Raw genomic sequence first — 16,731 nt, 5'->3', positions numbered from 1 at the left:
AAGTTTACAGCGATATTTGAACGAGATAAACACATAGGGTATGCCTGGATTACCAAGACGTGACGCACCTGGTGGGTTACATCACTTAATGATCAGGGAAGTGATCGCTTCGGCAAACAGCTTTCAGGGTAATAGATATGAAAGTTAAGGGTACGTCCCACCAGCCACGGCGATGGGCACACAATCGTTGGAACATAAGACGAAATCGGCTATGATCCGTCCCCAGAAGTTGGAAAATTCACCTCACCCTACCGATCTGCATAGAAAATAACCAGTTACGTAAAGGAGGCAATCTATCATCTTGAAAACCATTAAGTTTGCGATAAAGGGTTTGGTGTGTTTATTGGGAGTCTTTTTAATAGCGTCATGCGATGGGTCAGACGGTCAAAACAAAGATTCCAACCACTCGCCAATTGTCCAGGACCTGGTGAGTGTTTTCGACTCAGATCCTGGCCTCCGTGAGCAGGTCATTGACGTGTTGAATCAACAAGAACAAGGCTCCTTCTGGTACGGGAAGACCATACAGAATATGTACGATTTTTTTGATGAATGGCTTGTTTTTGAACCGACACCGGCAGATGCCAGAACGTATATGGATGCCTTCTATGAATTTACAGATTCGACGGCTGGCCGGGCTGCTGTTCTGGAAGCGCCTTTCAGGAATTGGGTGTATGAGTTTATGATGGCAAGAGGGCAATTCATGGACAGTAAAGCCTCCGCCCGTGTGATCCCCTATTGGACAAGCAACCCTGAAGTGAACATTGAGGATTACGTCATCCCGGCAACTGGGTTCCAAAGCTTCAATGATTTTTTCACGCGCAACCTCAAGGAGGGCGTGAGACCCATTGCTGCGCCGGGAGAGAATGCCATTCTCATATCTCCAGCCGATTCGACTGTCATAAAGATAGCCGATTCGTTGACAGGGGAAAGCAGGATTGAGGCAAAAGGCGATAGCCTGCATGTCGATGAACTGCTCGGAGGAGATGAGCTGGCTGAAGCCTTTATTGGCGGCAAGGCGATTTTGTGTATGCTGGGAACTACCGATTACCACCGCTTCCACTCTCCGGTGACAGGCGATATCATCTCTGAAGCCCAGCTTGCGGGGCTGTATTATGGAATGACCGGCGGCTGGGTTGATTATTTCTTTGAACATCGCCGTGGCTACTTTATATTTGACACGGATGACTTTGGCTTGGTGGGGATGGTCAGCGTGGGGATGTTTACGATCAGTTCGATTGAATTCATCCGACAGGCAGGTGATGTTGTTGAGAAAGGAGATGAATTGGGCCATTTTGCTTACGGTGGTTCCGCCATCATCCTTTTGTTCGAGCCGGATCGTGTGGAGTTTTCCATCCCCCTTGATAAAGGATCGGTGTATGTTCATATGGGGGAAATGATCGGCGCTTCAATAGTTGAGCCATGAAAGTTGCTCGATCACCATGAACTTCGGACGTTGATCATCTCTCAGTATTTCATGGAGAGGGGTAAAGGCGCATGGAGGACTTCGCTTTTCAGGACCAGCGCAAAAAGGTTCGCCGCCATGCTCGAAAACTCCCTCTTGAGGGTCTGTCCGACAAGCTCTGCCTGGTCATTCTGGACATTCTTCATCAGGGCCGCGCAAAATACACCGCCATCAAGGCAGCCCTGAGCCGGAACGATCCCTTCGACGCCCTTCTCTCCATCGGGCTTAACACCTATCACGACAGAATCGCCACCCTGCGGGCCGGCATTCTGGACCTGGAACGAAAAGGGATCGTGGGAAAACGGGTGTACAGCAATGATGTGGGTGACTTTATTCCGGCGGTTGAGGCGTGAGCGCAGTGTAAGGGGACATCTTCTTTAAAAGTTTAATTGAAATTGGGTATATCTCATACGGCACTTGCCAAAAAGCTGGAGATGAGTTTGGCCAACATTGGATTTTCAGTGGAGAGGGGAGAGTCCATCGCAAGAACCGTCAATTATTCGCTTGATGCGTGAGTTACTCAATTTCAAAAGAGTGCCTCGCTGCCGCTGCCGCAGTTTTGCGTGGGTTTAGAATTTGTATTTGGCGCTGAACTGTATCCGTGTGGCGGCGCCTCTCGCGCCGCCCCTGTTCTTCCGCTGACCCCAAAGGAATTCACCGCCAATGTCCATCTGCTTGACCGGACTCCAGATCAGGTTTCCCGCCAGGTAGAGTGACCGGCTCAGCGCGCTGCCGGACTCAGCGTCCTGGTTGCCCACGTCCACCCACCCGAATACCGCATTGGAGCGAAGACCCTCCATCCACCAGTGCTGGACGGCGCCAAACCCGGAGAACACCGGGAGCAGCTTCAGTTCAGCGCCTTCAAGGACGCCGTCATTGACACCATCCTCATTCATATAGCTCCCGATTCCCCTGCCGTAGACCAGTTGAAATTTGAGGTTATCCTTTTTTCCTAAAATCGGAAGGTTGATCCTGCTCGACAGAGATGCTCCCCAGCCGAATTCACTCCTCATCCCGCTGCCGGATGCCTCCCCGCAGACATCACGGAAGAGGATCGCCGGTTTGAGGTGGCCCCAGGCACCAAGGTAATTGAGGGCGAGAACGCCGTCCGGCCACCGGGTCCCGCTGTTTCCATTTTCGATGCTGCTGTCAGGATTTTCGATCGCCGCCCAGAAAGCGAGCCGGTTGTCGAAGTCGCGTGCCCATCGCACCAAAGGCTTCCGGGTCTGCTGAGATCCGTTAGGACCCTGGAAGTCGAGGGTCTCGGGTAAACCCGGGACATCGTCCCATGTGGACCAGGACTGCCCGACACGTAGCGACCCCCCGAGGAAAAAGTCATCCAACTGGCCGAAGGCCTGGCGCAGTCTCAGTTTGGGCGACGTTGAATCCGTGTTGCCGAAAAAGTCCGCGGAGATAAAGGTGGACAACCTCCCGATCCCCGTGGGCGTGGCGGACCCTATTACAAAGCGGGAGTCATTGGCTGTGAAGGTTGTCCGGCTGCCGGGCACGTCTGACGGTTTGCCGTCCACAACGATGGCTGAGGTGATAAATTCGGTCGGGCTCGCGATGCCATCGAAGTCGTGGATGACAGAGCCCTTGGCAAAACCCGAAACCGTCACCACCGTCTCGGTTTTCGGGACCTCGAAGTGCATGAATTTCTGATCCAGCATCCGATCCTCTTCACGGCCCGGGTCGATGGCCTCCACTTTGCGAAGGGCCATGTCCGCTTCCCGTTTCGCACCCTCGGCCTCCTCTCTGGTTGCCTCCACCACTTCTTTTCCCTTATTCAGGATCTCCCGGGTGGCCGAACTCTCTCTGGTCAATTGATCCATGCGGGCCTGCAGGGCAGCCAAGGCCTTGGCCTGTGCCTCGATCTGTTGCTGTTGCGCCTCGATAATGCGCTCCAGTCTGTTCACTGCGTCATCATCCCCGGCCAGGGCCACGCCCCAGAAGCCCTTCACACATATGAGGATAAACGCCATACCCAAAACCAATATCCGTCGTTCTTGAATCCTCATGATCACTCCTCCCATCTGCGAGCCTGTTTTTGAGTGAACCCTAACCCTCTTCTAATTTTTATTGATTGATATTCATTGATTCTATATGTTAGTTAAAATTACATGTTGTTAGTATATTTCTATCCTGGTAGGCAAGCAGAAATGGATCGACCCACAACAGAAAGAGATGTGGGCGGCGGGGAAGACCTGGAGAAACTCGCGGCCGTTCTCGGGGGCGAGCTTGACACCTTCAAGGCCCGGTTACTGTTGATGCCGGCCCACGGACTTCTCAGCGGATATGCTCAAGTCCCACCTCAAATACTGACATTGGAGTCGGTCACGGGTTCAACGCTACCCGCCAAATGCGATAAAGGGTATCTGTGGAATTATTCCAACACAGGAGGGCAATTGACATGGGCATATCGGAAATCGAAAAAGGTTACGAGGCACTGAGTCCCTTTGAGCTCAAAAACAAGCTGATTGCCATGGCAAAGGGCAACCGGGAGAAGATGATGCTCAATGCCGGGCGGGGCAACCCCAACTGGGTGGCGACCGAGCCCCGTGAGGCCTTCTTCCTCCTGGGTGCTTTTGCCATCGAGGAAGGGCGCCGGGTCCTGAGCCGGCCCGGGCTGGCCGGGGCCCCTGACTCAAAGGGGATGGGGGAACGCTTCCAGGAGTTCTGCCGCTTCCACGCCGAGCAGCGGGGGGCCCAGTTTTTGGCGGACAGCTACCAATATGCCACAGAGAAGATCGGACTGGACGGAGACGCCTTTATGGGCGAGATGGTGGACGGCATCCTGGGCGACCATTATCCTACGCCGGACCGTATCCTCGAAAACATCGAAAAGATCATCCGGGCCTATCTCGACGTCACCATGTGCGACAACACGCCCCCTGAAGGGACCATGGACCTCTTTGCGGTTGAAGGGGGGACCGCGGCCATGACCTATATTTTCAACACGCTCAAAGAAAATGGTCTGATCAGCCCCGGGGATAAAATCGCGCTCGGCACCCCCATCTTCACCCCCTACCTGGAGATCCCCATCCTCAACGACTACGAACTGGTTGTCATCGAGGTCAAGCAGGACGAGGAGAACAACTGGCAATACCCGGACGCGGAGCTGGAAAAACTCACAGACCCCCATATCAAGGCCTTTTTTCTGGTCAATCCCTCCAATCCTGCATCGGTGAGCGTCGACAGCGCATCGTTAAACAAGATCGCAGAACTGGTCAACTCCAGGAGAAAGGACCTGATCATCCTCACGGACGATGTCTACGGCACCTTTGTCAACGGGTTCAAGTCGCTGGTCGCCATCGCCCCCAGGAACACCATTCTGGTCTACTCATACTCCAAGTATTTCGGCGCCACCGGATGGCGGGTGGGCGTGATCGGGATCTACCGGGACAATGTCATGGACCCGATGATCGCCGCGCTCCCCGAGCAGAAGCGCAAGGCCCTCCACCAGCGCTACGCGCCGATCATCACCGACCCGGACAGCCTGAAGCTGATCGACCGGCTGGTGGCCGACAGCCGGGCGGTGGCCCTCAACCATACCGCCGGTCTCTCCACCCCCCAGCAGGTTATGATGGCGCTCTTTTCCTTCCAGGAACTCCTCGATTCCGACAGCCATCTATACCGTAAGGAGGCCCAGGACCTGGTCCGGGAACGGTTCGAGACCCTTTACGCAGGGCTGGGCGCCCCGGCCCCGGAACTCCCCTGCTATGCGCGCTACTACACCACCATCGATATCCCCAAACTGGCCAGGGAACGCCACGGGGAAGCATTTGCCAAGTGGCTTGAGACCTCCCATGAGCCGATCGACTTTGTCTGGAGACTGGCTCAAGAGAAAGAGATCGTTCTCATGGACGGCGGCGGTTTCGACGCCCCGGAGATGTCCATCCGGGTCTCCCTGGCCAACCTTTTCAAGGACGAGTACGACAAGATCGGAAAGGGGATCAGCGAACTCCTGGAAGATTACCGGAAGGAATGGGAATCTGATCAATAGCCTCACGGAGGTGGTGTCATGCAGACCCTGATTCATGATGTGTTCCAGCTCTGCCGTGAAAATCCGTCGATCCTTCTCTTTGCATCCCTCGCGGCCGGCTATGCCCTCGGGAAGGTCAAATTCGGGACCTTTTCGCTCGGTTCCACCACCAGCGTCCTGATCGTGGCGATTGTTTTGGGGGCCTTGATCCTTCGCAATACCCATCTTGATCTGGGCCTGATCAAGACCATCTCCTTCGGGCTTTTTATCTTTGCCATCGGTTACAAAGTCGGCCCCGATTTCATCGGGGGGCTGAAGCGCGGGGGAGTGAAATATGTGACCATTTCCGTTTTCTTCTGCGTCGCGGCCCTGATCGCGGCAATCGTCCTGGCCAGGCTCTTCGGCCTCAACAGCGGCTACAGCGGGGGGCTTTTGGCCGGGGCACTGACCCAGTCTTCGGTCATCGGGACCGCCAGCGGGGCCATCCAGAAGCTGACTGCCGGGAGGGTCAGCGAGGTCCTGGATCTCAAGTCCGATATCGCGGTTGCCTATGCCGTCACCTATGTCTTCGGGACCGCGGGCCTGATCATCCTCCTGAAAGTCCTTTCCGGCCTCTGGCGCATCAACCTCCCCGAAGCGGCAAAGAGGGCGGAGGCCGAACTCGGTTCCCTGGATCAGACCGAATCGGTGGAGGCCTTTCACTGGTCAAACCTGGTGGTTCCCAGGGCCTACCGGGTTGACAAAAAGGAGGCCATCGGAAAAACGGTCCAGGAGGTCGAAGCCCTGTTCCCGAAAAGGATAGCGGTTGACCGGATCAAGAAAGGGGACCAGGTTATCGATGAGTTTAACCGGGACCTCAGGTTGGATAAAGGAGATATTGTCGTTCTCACCGGGTTCCGGTCACGGGTCTTCAACGCCTGGGAGATCATCGGCCCGGAGGTCGACGACAAGGTGGTTCAGGAAATGGTCGGAGAGATCCTCGGCATCTGCGTGACCAATAAGGCCCTGGACGGAAAATCCATCAGCGAGATCTTCACGGGTCTGGGGCACGGCTGCTTTATCCGCAGCGTGACCCGTCAGGGCCATGAACTTCCCCTCGCCCCGAAGCTCAAGGTGCACAGGGGGGATATCCTCACCGTGATCGGCGCGCGCAAGGATGTGGAGACCCTGGCGGCGGCTGTCGGCTTTCCTGAACGCCGGACCCAGATTACCGATCTGGTCACGGTGGGAATGGGCATCATCGTCGGGACCCTGGTCGGCCTGCTGGCCATCAATGTCGGGGGCGTCCCCATCACCCTCGGCGTCGGCGGGGGCGTTTTGGTTTCAGGGATCTTCTTCGGGTGGCTCCGGTCGGTCAGACCCACCTGGGGGCAGATCCCCACCCCGGCCCAGTGGATCTTTACCGACCTCGGGCTGAATCTTTTTATTGCCTGCGTCGGAATCTCGGCCGGTCCCGAGGCCCTTGCGGCCCTTAAACAGGCGGGCATTACCATCTTTATCGCCGGGGTGTGTTTGACCTGCATTCCCCATGTCCTGACCTGGATCTTTGGACTCTACGTGCTCAAGCTCAACCCCGTCCTTCTCTTGGGGGCGATGACCGGGGCCGGTACCTGTACCGCAGCCCTGAATTCGGTTAAAGAGGATTCCAAAAGCGCGGTTGCGGTCATCGGATATACGGTTCCCTATGCCATTGGGAACGTCCTGCTTACCGTCTGGGGGGCCCTGATCGTGAGCATGGTATAACGCCCTGCCCGAGATCCACATTGCTGAGGCCGAGGTGCAGTCCGGCTGGCTCGTTGATTATTTAGTTGACATGATTCCGGACTGAAAGCAATATGTTGGCCGGGCATCTGATTTTCAGTCGGGCAAGGGCATAAGCTACCGAATTTTATAAAAGCGTCCCGCCGGCCCGCACAGACGGCTTTAGTGCTTTTCATCCAGACCAAAGCACAATCTCCTGATCAGGTTGGCGGCGATTCTGTAGGTGCGGTCAATGTCGGAGAAAGGGCCCGGACCTGCCCTTCGCGGGTTGAATTCGGTCAGATCCATGCCGATGAGGTCTGTTCCCTTTGAAAGGATGTCCCGAAGAAGCCTCGCCATGCCGTAGATCTGCTGTTCATTCAATCCCTGCCAATTTCTGAAACGGACCCCGTCAAGGGCGTTTCCGGCCCCGACATCCATGTCGATCGAGACATAGAGATGGGGGGTCTTAATCCGTCCCAGGATATCGCGAACCTTGGAAGGACTGCTGATGAGGTCCTTTTTGGTAATGAGCGTCACCCCCTGCCGTTTCAATCCTGAATAGAGCCCGACATATTTTTTGATCCGCGCATCCTTGATTCGGAAGGAGCGTTTGGGCGGGTAATCGCTGATGCCGATAATGTAGAGATTGGACGGGGTGATCAGACCGGATTCCAATACATGCCGGATAAACGACGAGGCATTGTATGACCCGGGGCGGTTTTTCAGGAAGGGGTCGGACGGGTCGTACACCGACTGGGGATTGGTCTCCATGTCGTACTGGATGGCGCCGGACACGAGGGCCGCAGGGAGCGCGTCCGTGTGGCTGTCCAGGATGACCAGGCTGGTGTCTTCCGGCCGGTATTGCCCCATCAGTTGTTTTAAAACGCCCCCGGTCAGGGAGTGGTCGACGGCCAGCATGCATGGCGTATGGGGATATACCTCGGCCACCACATGTTCCGCCAGCATCTCCGCAAAGGTACGGCATCCGTTATTGTCAATGAAGGCGATGAAATTTTCGGCCGTCAGTTTCCCCTTTTCCGTTGGGGGGGGAACGGGCCGGAGCCATTCGGGGACGTCCAACGACCCGATTTCCTCCCAGAGCCGCGGATCCACCTCATTGCGGATGAAATCCATGACAAAGGGGTAGGGGTCATCTCCTGCCTGCCCGGGGGCCATGCAGGAAAGCTTTTCCCGGACAGATTCATCTCTCTCGTCGCTGTCCAGGGGGCATCCGAAAAAGACCACCTTTTTCCCGTTGAAGTCTTGCAAGGCGTTCCTTTATCTACTTTGTGCCTAAACGAAAACCCCGTTCAGGCGCAATTGAATATTCAAGAATTGAAAATTGAAAATTGATGCATTCGTAAAAAGTCGTCACCCCGTTGAATCCCGCCGAATGGCGGGACGGGGTCCAGAGTTTTCATAAGCGCTTGAGAACACTGGATTCCGGCTCCCGGTCGAAGATCCCGTACTTGCGGGAATCGGAGCCCGGGACAAGCTTCGCCGGAATGACGGAAAGAGACCATCAAAATTGATGGAACAAAATTTACATGAACAGAACCTCTTCGACATACGGGAAGGCCGAATTGCGGTATCCGTTCGCACATGCCGGCAGCAGGCTAATCCTCCTGAAGTGCTTTCAGGTCCCCGTAAAAGTCCAGGGCCTCGGGGTTGCTCAGGGCGTCCTTGTTCAGGACGGGCTTACCTTCGATGACCTTCTTGACCGCCAGTTCCACCTTTTTCATGTTCAGGGTATAGGGGACAGCCGGGGTTTCAATGATCTTGGCAGGCACGTGCCTGGGCGAGGCGTTTTGTCTCAGGGTGGTCCGGATCCTGTTCTTGAGTTCGTCCGTCAATGCATGGCCTTCAGCCATCTTGACAAAGAGGATCACCCGGACATCGCCCTTCCACTCCTGACCCACCACAAGGCTGTCGTCGATTTCATCCATCCCTTCCACCTGCCGGTAGATTTCCGCGGTCCCGATTCGGACACCGCCGGGATTCAACGTGGCATCCGAACGGCCATAGATGACCACCCCCCCCCGATCATTGATCTCTATGAAATCCCCGTGTCTCCAGATATTGGGGTATACGTCAAAATAGGCGGCATGATATTTTTTGCCGTCCGGGTCATCCCAGAAATAGATGGGCATGGATGGGGACGGGGCCGTACAGACCAGTTCCCCCTGCTGATTGATGACCGGTTGCCCGTTTTCGTCAAATGCCTCCACCTTCATGGCCAGGCACCTGCACTGGAGTTCGCCCGCATAGACCGGACCCATGGGATTGCCTGCGGCAAAGCAGCCGTTGATGTCGGATCCCCCGGAGATGGAGGCCAGTTGGAGGTCCTGTTTCACCTCGCTGTAGATGTATTCAAATCCTTCCACCGAGAGGGGGGAGCCTGTTGAGAGGACGGCCTTCAGAGGGGAGAGGTCGTATGTTTTGCCGGGGGTCACGCCTTCGTTCTGGATGGCGGCAATATAGCCGGCGCTGGTCCCGAAGATGGTGACTTTTTCATCCTGCGCCATTTTCCAGAGGGCCCCCGGATCCGGATGGAAGGGATTGCCGTCAAAAAGGACCAGGGTGGCGCCGACGCTCAGAGAACTGGTGAGCCAGTTCCACATCATCCATCCGCAGGTGGTGAAGTAGAAGATGGTGTCATCCCGCTTCAGGTCGGTGTGGAGCATGAGTTCCTTCATGTGATGCAACAGGATGCCCCCTGCGCTCTGGACCATGCACTTGGGAAGTCCTGTGGTGCCGGAGGTGAACATGATATACAGGGGATGATCGGCAGGGAGCTGCCTGAATTCGATCTCCGGGGGTGTGTCGCCCTTGGATTTGAACGCGTTGTAGGCCACGGCCCTGTCCAGCCGGCCGATGTCGGGATCCTCTTCTGTATAGGGGACGACGATCACCTTTTCAATGGAGGGGATCTCCTTCAGAATATCGGAAACCCGTCCGAGGGAATCGAATTTCTTTCCTTTAAATGAATATCCGTTGGCCGTGAAGAGGACCTTCGGTTTGATCTGACCGAAGCGGTCCAGCACGCCCTTGATACCGAAATCGGGGGAACAGGAAGACCATGTGGCCCCCAGGCTGGTGGCAGCAAGCATGGCGATGACGGTCTGGGGCATATTGGGCATGAAGCCTGCCACGCGATCTCCCGGCTGGACCCCGGCCTCCTTCAGAGGTGCCGCAACCCGTGCCACCTCATCATAGAGTTCTTTATAGGTCATCCGGATGGGGGCCTGGTCTTCGCCTTTAAAGATAAGCGCCACACGATCGTCGCGATAACGGAGGAGGTTTTCCGCGAAATTGAGTTCCGCCCCCTGAAACCATCTGGCCCCGGGCATCTTTGTGACATCGTTCACCACCCGGGTATAGGGCCTGGACGCCTTGATGCCGGCGAATTCCCACATGGACGCCCAGAAATCGGGGATGTTGTCGATGGACCACTGGTAGAGCGGGGCATATTCGGCAAAATCCTTTTGGTACCTTTCATTGACGAACATCATGAACCGATACATGTTGGTACTTCGGATCCTCTCCTTTGACGGCTGCCACAACAGTTTGGCCATAATCCCTTCCTCCTCTTTCTGTTAAATAACAACGAGTGCCGGGTGTAAAGGTAAATTGATTTCGAACTTCACACGCCACACCTGAAATTGCTTTGTCTCAGTCGCGCATTTCTCTGCTCATGGCCTGCAGGCCAAGAAAGAGCGCCTGGGTCCCCGAGCGACCGTGTCCCTGGGCCTTGACTGCGATGTAGAGTTGTTGAACCAGTGCCAGTCCCGGAAGCGCAAGGCCGACAGCCGCGGATTCTTCCAGGGCGATGGCCATATCCTTGATAAAGTGCTCCACAAAAAATCCGGGTCCGTAATCGCCTCGAACAATGCGCGGCCCCAGGTTGCTGATGGACCATGACCCGGCCGCGCCCTTTTCCACGATGTCGATGACCTGCTGCATGTCAAGCCCCTGCCTGGAGGCATAGAGGAGGGCCTCACAGGCCCCTATCATATTTCCGGCGACGAGAATCTGGTTGCACGCCTTGGTGTGCTGTCCGCTCCCCGGCCCTCCCATGTAGGAGATGGTGGGTCCCATGAGCTGAAACAGGGGGAGCACCTTTAGAAAGGTCTCCTTTTTGCCGCCGACCATGATGGCCAGTTTTGCATCTCTCGCGCCGATATCGCCCCCTGAAACCGGGGCGTCCAGGGCTTCGATCCCCTTTTTCTCGGCCGCGTCGAAGATGGTCGCGGCCAGGCTGGGCTGACTGCTGGTCATGTCCACCACGATGCGGCATGCGGGGTCCCGGCTGAGGATCCCCTTCTCGCCCAGATAGACCTCCCGGACATCCTCGGGGAAACCGACGATGGTGAAGACGATGTCCGCATTCGCGGCCGCCTCTGCCGGCGAATCAACCCACTGAGCCCCTTTTTCAATGAGCACTTCCGCCTTTTGCCGCGTCCGGCTGAAGACCGAAAGGGTATGACCCGCCTTCTGAAGATGCCCGGCCATGGAGGTCCCCATGACGCCTGTGCCGATCCAACCGATATTCATTGTCTTGTCCTCCATCTGTGACGGCCTTCCCTCAGGGTTGCAGCCCGACAGGAGATGACTGCCTCCTGAACACGGGATGGCGTCGCCCGTCTGATACCCGCCGAAGCAGTTTACTCGGAAGCCATATGAACCGCATGCTGGGGGAACGGAATCTCAATGCCATGTTCGTCAAAGGACTCTTTGATGGCGCGGGTCAGGTCCCACCGGACGCCCCAGTAGTCTTCCTTCTTGACCCAAGGTCGGACCACCAGATTGACGCTGGAATCCGCCAGCTCGTTTACAGCAATCTGGGCCGGCGGATCAGACAGGATCCTTGTCTCTTTTTTGATCAGCTCCTGCAAGACCTCAACGGCCTTCCCGATGGAGGAGCTGTAGCCGATTCCCACAACGAGATCGATGCGACGCGTATCGTAGGCCGAAAAGTTCTTAATCACATTTCCGAAGAGTTTTCCGTTGGGCACCATGATCTTGACATTGTCCACAGTGGCCAGGATGGTGTTGAAGAGTTCGATATCCTTGACGGTTCCGGCGACCCCCGCGCCGTCGATATAGTCTCCGGTTTTAAAGGGACGCAGGACAAGGATCAATACGCCTGCTGCAAAATTGCCGAGGGAGCCCTGCAGGGCGAAGCCCACTGCAAAGCCGGCCGCGCCGATAACAGCCACGAACGAAGCGGTCTGAATCCCGAATTTGGCCAGTGCCGCCAGGACTGCAAAGGTCAGTATAAGAAAATAGGTCAGGTTCTCGACAAATGAGATGACCGCGCTGTCGGTTTTGGATCTGGTCAGTACCCTGTGGATGAGTTTTCGTCCGATTCCCGCAGCAATGCGCCCAAGTATCAGAATAATGATGGCGCCGATCACCTGCATTCCGTACGTCGTCAGGAAAACAGTGATGTGGTCTACAGTTTCCGACATGTCTCGCTCCTTTCAATCAATGTCTCGCTTCCACATAAAATGGGGGCAGGTAGGTTTTTTCCGAAGAACTATACCCACATACACCTTAGGTTTCAAGCAAAAAGAAACCGTCCGCTGTCGCCTGCCCTCCCCTTAATGTTTGACACCTACTTCTAATTTTTCTATAGTTGGTGACTTGCTTGGGGGGGCGCTGGGAAGAGGCGTGGTTTCCCCTGCGTGACAGGTCTATTTCCCACGATTGGTGGGGTACCCGTTTCAAGAAAGGAGACAATAAGAATGAAATGCCCACATTGTGAGAAGGAGATCCCGGGTGTTCCCTGCCCGAGATGCGGGGAAACCGTCTTTGAGACCGCCAATTATTGCATGGCATGCGGGACGCCTTTAAAGGAAGATCTGCAACGGGTTTCACAGCACGAAGAGGTTATGGACGAGGACGGCGAGCCTGATTTTGAAGACAGGGTGTTGTGTCCTGACGGAACCTGTACGGGAATCATCATAGACGGAAAGTGCACTGAGTGCGGCAGGATTGTGGGGGATGATGGTGAATTTGTCGCACAGGAGACAGGTCCTGTGATGGAAGAGAAACCGTCCGATGACGACGCAGACACAGAGAAGGTTGAGTAAAGGGTACCCAATGTACGAACTCAAGATAACCGACCAGTTTGCCGCCGCACACCAGTTACAGGGGATTGAAGGCGGATGTGAGAACCTCCACGGGCATAACTGGAAGATCGAGGTAACCGTTGCCGGCAGCAAATTGGGCGACGACGGTCTGTTGATAGACTTCAGGGAGATAAAACAGGGGACCAAGAATATCCTTGATGCTCTGGACCACAAATTTTTAAATGATCTGGAACCCTTCAAGACGATGGAGCCGTCCTCGGAAAATATCGCCCGCCACATTTTTGAATCCCTTTCCCGGGACCTGAATTCCGAGCATGTCAAGATCAGCAGGGTCACGGCCTGGGAGTCGGATACGGCCTGTGCGACTTACTGGAGGGATTGAGGGATTTGGGGAATTATAAATGAAAACAGTTTGCCAATTCCTGAATTCCTGAATTCGGAATTTCTGAGTCCTCAATAGGTGTCGATGAAAATAACCGCTTTTATACCCGCAAGATATGCGTCATCCCGTTTCCCCGGCAAACCCCTGGCCTTGATCGCGGGCAAACCGATGATCCAGCATACCTACGAACGGGCACGATCGTGCCCGGAACTTTCGGCGGTCTATGTGGCAACCGATGACGAGCGGATCGCGGACTGCGTCCGTCAATTCGGGGGGAATGCCCTGATGACCTCTCCCACCCATTGTTCCGGGACGGACCGCATTGCCGAAGCCGCCCTGAAGGTGGGGCTTGAAGAAGGGGATCTGGTGGTGAACATCCAGGGGGATCAACCCTCTTTTCAGCCGTCGGTGGTTACCGACCTGGTCAGGCCCCTGATAGAAGATACGACCCTGCCGATGAGTACGTTGAAATATCGAATAACGCACACCCGGGAGATTCAGAATCCCAATCATGTCAAGGTGGTCACCGACAGAGACGGATTTGCCATATATTTTTCCCGCTGCCCCATCCCGTATTGTCGCGACGGCGTCCCTGCCGGTGTTCATTTCAAGCACCTCGGCGTTTACTGCTTCCGAATGGCGTTCTTGATCCGATTTACTTCCCTCGACCCGGGGGTTCTTGAATCCCTGGAGAAGCTGGAGCAATTGCGGGCATTGGAGCACGGCTACAGAATCAAAGTCCCTGAGACCCTGGTCGACTCCGTGGAAGTGGATATCCCCGAAGACGTGAAGGCCATTGAGGCCCTCCTCGGCGGATGAACAATTTTACAAGACCTCAAGTGAGTCCGTAATCGTGCTTCCCCATAAAGTCTGGAAACTGATTCCCGCTTCCCCTGCTGCCAATCAACTTGCCCATGAGGCCGGCCTGACCGCCCTCCAGGCCCAGCTCCTCATCAACCGGGGCATCACGGAGAAGGCTTCAGCCGCATCGTTTCTGTCCCCGGGCCTTTCCCAGATGGCGGATCCCATGCTCATGAAGGGGATGGAAAAAGGCGTGGAAGCTATTCTGGCGGCCATTAAAAACCGGGATAAGATCACCATCTATGGCGATTACGATGCGGACGGGCTCACGGCAACGGCCCTCCTGCGCAACTTTTTTTCTGATCTCGGCGTCCCTGCGGATTCTTATGTGCCTAACCGGTTGGAGGAGGGGTACGGACTTCATGGCGGGGCCATTCGAACCCTCCACAGTCGCGGGACAGGACTGATCATCACCGTCGACTGCGGTATCTCCGGTGAAAAGGAGATCGCCCTGGCAAAGCAACTGCACCTCAAGGTGGTGGTAACGGATCACCATCAGGCGCCCCCAACGTCCCGCCCCGACTGTCCGGTCATCGACCCGCACCAGCCGGACTGCGCCTTCCCGTTCAAGCACCTTGCAGGGGTGGGGCTGGCCTTTTTCCTGGCTGTTGCCGTAAGGGGTGCCTTGAGGAGAAGGGGATGGTTTAACGGACGGACCGAGCCCGATCTGAGGGAATATCTTGATCTGGTGGCCCTGGGGACGACCGCGGATCGGGTTCCCCTGACCGGGCAGAACAGGATGCTGGTCGCATGCGGTCTGCGGCGCATGGGTGATTCCAGATGGCCCGGAATAAGGGCCATGATGGATGCGACAGGCGTGAACCGTTCCGCGGTCACTGCTGATGATCTGGCGTTCAGGCTGGGACCGCGTCTTAATGCCCCCGGAAGAATGGGGGATTCCGACGCCGGGCTCGCCATATTGACGGTGGGCGAAGATGAAGCCGCCGGAATCCAGGCCCGGATGCTGAATGTCGCCAATATGCGGCGACAGGGCCTTGAACAGAGCATCCTCGATCGGATCGAGGAGATGATTCGGCGCGACCCCCTGATCGTTGATCGCAGAACCCTTCTTTTGTGGGGGGAGAACTGGCATCAGGGTGTTTTGGGGATTGTGGCCTCGAGGCTGGTGGATCGATATCATCGTCCCTCACTGGTGGTGGGTACGAGGGACGGCGTCGCGTCCGGGTCCGGCAGGAGTATCGACGGATTTAATCTCTACAGGGCCTTGAATCGCCTGTCTCCGCTGTTTGACAGATTCGGAGGACATGCCCATGCGGCCGGATTCAGACTGAATGAAGGAAACCTCGAGGACCTGAAAAGAGATTTGGAAGAGATTGCCGGGGGCGAACTGTCGGAGCAGGACATGGTCCCGGTGATCCCTGTGGATGCCTCTCTATTTTTGAAAGACATAAGCCGGCAGACGATTCACGATATCGCCACCCTTTCCCCGTTCGGAGAGCAGAACCCCGAGCCGGTCTTCCTGGCCCGATCCCTCGATGTCCTGGGCGCACGGGTGGTGGGGGAGCGCCATCTCAAGGTCCGGCTGCGGCAGGGAGACACCATTCACGAGAGCATCGGTTTCGGACTGGGCCGCTATCATACCCTTCTGGGGGAGCGCGTGGACGTCCTTTTCACGCCGGAGTTAAACCGATGGCAGGGGTCGGAGACGATCCAGCTCAAGATCGTTGACCTGAGGCGTGCCACCAGGGCTAATCCTTGAAGATCCGCGCGGCCAGATCGATATCTTCAGGGCAGAATATGAAGAGTGCCCGGTGATCGCCGGGAAGCGCGGACCCATACACATAATTGATATTGATCCCTTCCTCGCCGAATTTTTTGGCCATTTCAGCCAGACTGCCGGGCTGGTTGTCGATCTCCAGGGCGATGACCGGCATTAGGTCGAAGACGTATTCGCCCTTGGACAGGAGGTCGACCGCCTTGTCCGTGTTGCCCACCAGGAGCCGGATGAGCGCATGGTCAGCAGAGTCCTTCTGCATGGAGCCATAGCTCGCTGCCGGCGCCACCCGCTTGAGCGATTTTCCCCTCGCCTTGAACAGGGCCTGCACATACTCGGAGGCATCCTGGATGGTCAATGCATCGATGTTGATCCCGGCCTCCGCCAGCATGGCGGTCAACTTACCAAGTTCGCCGGGGGCATTCTTGAGAAAGAGGGATATCTCGGTCCTTACCATTATCGGTCTCCTGA

General features: G+C 56.1%; 15 protein-coding genes. 9 read left to right on the top strand and 6 right to left on the bottom strand.

The genetic code is table 11. The features are described 5' to 3' along the window. The first annotated feature begins 301 nt into the window (after positions 1-301). Together K9N21_08955 and K9N21_08950 are read left to right on the top strand one after the other, a co-directional pair. The gene (locus tag K9N21_08955) at positions 302-1,423 is read left to right on the top strand and encodes a phosphatidylserine decarboxylase (protein MCF8144034.1); all 1,122 of its coding nucleotides are present in this window, start codon (positions 302-304) and stop codon (positions 1,421-1,423) included. A 71-nt stretch (positions 1,424-1,494) separates the two neighbouring features. Beyond that, positions 1,495-1,815: a hypothetical protein gene (locus tag K9N21_08950; protein ID MCF8144033.1), complete on the top strand. Its 321-nt coding sequence runs from the start codon at positions 1,495-1,497 to the stop codon at positions 1,813-1,815. 216 nt (positions 1,816-2,031) lie between these two features. Here K9N21_08950 and K9N21_08945 read toward each other — a convergent pair whose 3' ends face one another. After that, a complete protein-coding gene (locus tag K9N21_08945; protein ID MCF8144032.1) occupies positions 2,032-3,480 on the bottom strand; it encodes a porin in 1,449 nt (482 codons plus the stop codon). A gap of 141 nt (positions 3,481-3,621) precedes the next feature. Here K9N21_08945 and K9N21_08940 point away from each other — a divergent pair, with 141 nt between their 5' ends. The 3 genes from K9N21_08940 to aspT are packed head-to-tail and all read left to right on the top strand — an operon-like array spanning position 3,622 to position 7,187. After that, positions 3,622-3,912: a hypothetical protein gene (locus tag K9N21_08940; protein MCF8144031.1), complete on the top strand. Its 291-nt coding sequence runs from the start codon at positions 3,622-3,624 to the stop codon at positions 3,910-3,912. Continuing rightward, positions 3,873-5,465: a bifunctional aspartate transaminase/aspartate 4-decarboxylase gene (locus K9N21_08935; GenBank protein ID MCF8144030.1), complete on the top strand. Its 1,593-nt coding sequence runs from the start codon at positions 3,873-3,875 to the stop codon at positions 5,463-5,465. Before K9N21_08940 ends, K9N21_08935 begins: the two co-directional genes overlap by 40 nt. Before the next feature lie 18 nt (positions 5,466-5,483). Then, on the top strand, positions 5,484-7,187 hold the full coding sequence (aspT, locus tag K9N21_08930; protein ID MCF8144029.1) for an aspartate-alanine antiporter: 1,704 nt from the start codon (positions 5,484-5,486) through the stop codon (positions 7,185-7,187). Positions 7,188-7,367: 180 nt separating this feature from the next. Here the strand turns inward: aspT and K9N21_08925 are convergent, their stop codons facing one another. From K9N21_08925 to K9N21_08910, 4 genes are all read right to left on the bottom strand, one after another. Next, positions 7,368-8,456 carry an arginase family protein gene (locus tag K9N21_08925; protein ID MCF8144028.1) on the bottom strand — a complete coding sequence of 363 codons (1,089 nt, stop codon included), beginning with the start codon at positions 8,454-8,456 and terminating at the stop codon, positions 7,368-7,370. Positions 8,457-8,803: 347 nt separating this feature from the next. Continuing rightward, positions 8,804-10,762, bottom strand: coding sequence for an acetoacetate--CoA ligase (locus tag K9N21_08920; protein ID MCF8144027.1), 1,959 nt, complete (start codon positions 10,760-10,762; stop codon positions 8,804-8,806). Positions 10,763-10,859: 97 nt separating this feature from the next. Continuing rightward, positions 10,860-11,741, bottom strand: coding sequence for an NAD(P)-dependent oxidoreductase (locus K9N21_08915; protein MCF8144026.1), 882 nt, complete (start codon positions 11,739-11,741; stop codon positions 10,860-10,862). A gap of 110 nt (positions 11,742-11,851) precedes the next feature. Next, entirely contained in the window at positions 11,852-12,658 is an 807-nt protein-coding gene (locus K9N21_08910; protein ID MCF8144025.1) for a mechanosensitive ion channel, read from the bottom strand. A 276-nt stretch (positions 12,659-12,934) separates the two neighbouring features. Here K9N21_08910 and K9N21_08905 point away from each other — a divergent pair, with 276 nt between their 5' ends. The 4 genes from K9N21_08905 to recJ all read left to right on the top strand — a co-directional run bounded on the left by K9N21_08905 (position 12,935) and on the right by recJ (position 16,245). After that, entirely contained in the window at positions 12,935-13,282 is a 348-nt protein-coding gene (locus K9N21_08905; GenBank protein MCF8144024.1) for a zinc ribbon domain-containing protein, read from the top strand. Positions 13,283-13,292: 10 nt separating this feature from the next. Next, entirely contained in the window at positions 13,293-13,664 is a 372-nt protein-coding gene (queD, locus tag K9N21_08900; protein MCF8144023.1) for a 6-carboxytetrahydropterin synthase QueD, read from the top strand. Positions 13,665-13,748: 84 nt separating this feature from the next. Beyond that, positions 13,749-14,483, top strand: a complete 735-nt coding sequence (gene kdsB, locus K9N21_08895; protein MCF8144022.1) for a 3-deoxy-manno-octulosonate cytidylyltransferase — start codon at positions 13,749-13,751, stop codon at positions 14,481-14,483. A 34-nt stretch (positions 14,484-14,517) separates the two neighbouring features. Continuing rightward, positions 14,518-16,245, top strand: a complete 1,728-nt coding sequence (gene recJ, locus K9N21_08890; protein ID MCF8144021.1) for a single-stranded-DNA-specific exonuclease RecJ — start codon at positions 14,518-14,520, stop codon at positions 16,243-16,245. Here recJ and K9N21_08885 read toward each other — a convergent pair. Continuing rightward, entirely contained in the window at positions 16,235-16,717 is a 483-nt protein-coding gene (locus tag K9N21_08885) for an amino acid-binding protein (protein MCF8144020.1), read from the bottom strand. The genes recJ and K9N21_08885 overlap by 11 nt on opposite strands. Positions 16,718-16,731: the final 14 nt, after the last annotated feature.

It is taken from the genome of Deltaproteobacteria bacterium (genome assembly GCA_021737785.1).
GTDB lineage: Bacteria > Desulfobacterota > DSM-4660 > Desulfatiglandales > Desulfatiglandaceae > AUK324.
Note: the sequence above shows the minus strand (reverse complement) of the source record. Positions and strands in the feature narration are given on the sequence as shown.

What these genes read in the sequence shown, in the direction of transcription:
- K9N21_08950 (MCF8144033.1), top strand. Translation starts at nt 1,495, where the DNA reads ATGGAGGACTTCGCTTTTCAGGACCAGCGCAAAAAGGTTCGCCGCCAT.
- K9N21_08945 (MCF8144032.1), bottom strand. Translation starts at nt 3,480, where the DNA reads ATGAGGATTCAAGAACGACGGATATTGGTTTTGGGTATGGCGTTTATC.
- K9N21_08940 (MCF8144031.1), top strand. Translation starts at nt 3,622, where the DNA reads ATGGATCGACCCACAACAGAAAGAGATGTGGGCGGCGGGGAAGACCTG.
- K9N21_08935 (MCF8144030.1), top strand. Translation starts at nt 3,873, where the DNA reads ATGGGCATATCGGAAATCGAAAAAGGTTACGAGGCACTGAGTCCCTTT.
- aspT (MCF8144029.1), top strand. Translation starts at nt 5,484, where the DNA reads ATGCAGACCCTGATTCATGATGTGTTCCAGCTCTGCCGTGAAAATCCG.
- K9N21_08920 (MCF8144027.1), bottom strand. Translation starts at nt 10,762, where the DNA reads ATGGCCAAACTGTTGTGGCAGCCGTCAAAGGAGAGGATCCGAAGTACC.
- K9N21_08915 (MCF8144026.1), bottom strand. Translation starts at nt 11,741, where the DNA reads ATGAATATCGGTTGGATCGGCACAGGCGTCATGGGGACCTCCATGGCC.
- K9N21_08910 (MCF8144025.1), bottom strand. Translation starts at nt 12,658, where the DNA reads ATGTCGGAAACTGTAGACCACATCACTGTTTTCCTGACGACGTACGGA.
- K9N21_08905 (MCF8144024.1), top strand. Translation starts at nt 12,935, where the DNA reads ATGAAATGCCCACATTGTGAGAAGGAGATCCCGGGTGTTCCCTGCCCG.
- queD (MCF8144023.1), top strand. Translation starts at nt 13,293, where the DNA reads ATGTACGAACTCAAGATAACCGACCAGTTTGCCGCCGCACACCAGTTA.
- kdsB (MCF8144022.1), top strand. Translation starts at nt 13,749, where the DNA reads ATGAAAATAACCGCTTTTATACCCGCAAGATATGCGTCATCCCGTTTC.
- K9N21_08885 (MCF8144020.1), bottom strand. Translation starts at nt 16,717, where the DNA reads ATGGTAAGGACCGAGATATCCCTCTTTCTCAAGAATGCCCCCGGCGAA.